Below are 1,841 nucleotides of genomic sequence, written 5' to 3'. Positions count from 1 at the left end.
GAACGGTCAGCGCCAGGTGACGTTCCACATGCGGTTGTTCCAGGCCTCGAACGGGATGACCTCGCCGGTGTAGATCGGCCAGAAGTAGGCGAAGGCCATGATCGCGGCCACGAGGATCAGCCCCACGGCCATGCGACGTCCGAACAGAGGCCAGGGAATGCGGGTGCCGCGACCGGCGAAGACGGGGCCACGCGGGTTGGGGGCGGAATCGAAGAAGCCGGCAGGGTCACTGACCACAGCTGCGCTGGAGGGCACACGTCCCCACAGAAGAGTGAGGCAGTAGGTGAGCGCGAGCACGACGAAGGGCACCATGACGATCGTGTAGAAGGTGAAGATGGTGCGTTCCTGATAAGCGAACCAGGGCAACCAGGTGGCGGCGAGACCAGCGAGGATGACGCCGGCGCGGACGTCGCGGCGGATGATCCAGGCGACCAAGGCAACGAGGAGGGCGATGGGAGCCAGACCCCAGATCACCGGATTGCCGACCGAAGTGATCGCCGAGGAGCAGTTGTCAACGACGCAGCCCATGCTCCCCCGGTCCGGCGACTCGTAGAAGAAGGAGGTCGGCCGCCACTGGACGATCCACCCCCACGGGTTCGACATATAGGGGTGCTCCGAGTCGAGGTCGACATGGAACGAGTACGCCGTGTAGTGATAGTGCGCCAGCGACGGCAGCCATTGCAGCCAGTCGGGCAGCGCCTGCCACCAGCCTGTATTCTCGGCCGCCCACTGCCGGTCCCAGGCATCGTCGGAGCGGATCCACCCGGTCCAGGTGACGACGTAGGTCAGCAGCGCCACCGGCACCAGCTTGAGGAACGCCGGAACGCTGTCACGGATGAACATCCCCAGCCAAGGATGGACGACACCGGCGCGGTGGCGCGAGTGCACATCCCAGGCGACGACGAGGATCCCGAACGCGGCCAGGGCATAGAGCCCCGACCACTTCACACCCATCGCCAGCCCCAAGCTGATGCCTGCCGCGATCAGCCAGGGACGCACGCCGAGGCGGGGGCCGAAGTTGATCGGATCCCCACGTCGCGATGATCGACGGTCGCGGTCTTTCGACGTGGCTGCCGCCTCGGCGGGGGGACTGGTTGTGGAAGGGGGTGCTTTCGCCCACTTCTCCAGTCGTTTCGTGACGAATTCTCGGTCGACGACGATGAAGGCGAAGGCGAGGAGCACGAAGGCCATGAGGATGATGTCGAGCAGGCTCGTGCGCGAATGCACGAAGTGCTCACCGTCGATGGAGAGCAGACCGGCGGCGACGCAGGCGAAGAACGCCGAGCGGAAGAGCTTCCACGCGATGAAGCCGATGAGGAAGATCGTCAGCGTGCCGATGATCGCTACGGAGAAGCGCCAACCGAAGGAATCATCGGCGCCGAAGAGGTGGATTCCGGCACCCATGAGCCATTTGCCCAACGGCGGATGGACAACATATTCGGGAGTGGACTCGATGACGCTCGGGTCACCGGCGTTGAAGGCCTCGTCGGCGTTCTCCGGCCAGGACCGTTCGTAGCCGAACTTGAAGACGGAGTAGGCGTCCTTGACGTAATAGGTCTCGTCGAAGATCAGGCGATGCGGGAACTCGAGATGGAAGAGTCGGAGGGCGGCGCCGATCGCCGTGATGATCAGCAGCACCGGCCACATCCAGACCGGTGCGCGGGTCGCCCACATCCCGGCGGTGAAGGAGCGCCTGCGGATGGCGGCGGCGTTGGCGCGGACCGATTCGCGATGCTTCGCGCGACGTTCCCGGGCCATGAGTCTGGTCGGAGCTGCCGTGGGTGGTGTCACTGATGCTGGTGCTGCGGCGGAGGTCACTGACGGGGAGGAGGTGGTCGAGT

The 1,841-nt window shown here is 65.1% G+C and carries 1 protein-coding gene; it reads right to left on the bottom strand.

Annotated features, from left to right (window positions below; genetic code table 11):
* Positions 1–6 precede the first annotated feature (6 nt).
* Positions 7–1,841 (bottom strand): dolichyl-phosphate-mannose--protein mannosyltransferase (locus L0G76_RS16005; RefSeq protein ID WP_369696204.1); only part of this gene is annotated, 1,835 nt, incomplete at its 5' end.

Source organism: Brevibacterium picturae (genome assembly GCF_030453725.1).
Classification (GTDB): Bacteria; Actinomycetota; Actinomycetes; order Actinomycetales; family Brevibacteriaceae; genus Brevibacterium; species Brevibacterium sandarakinum_A.
This window is presented reverse-complemented; position numbering and strand designations above follow the sequence as displayed.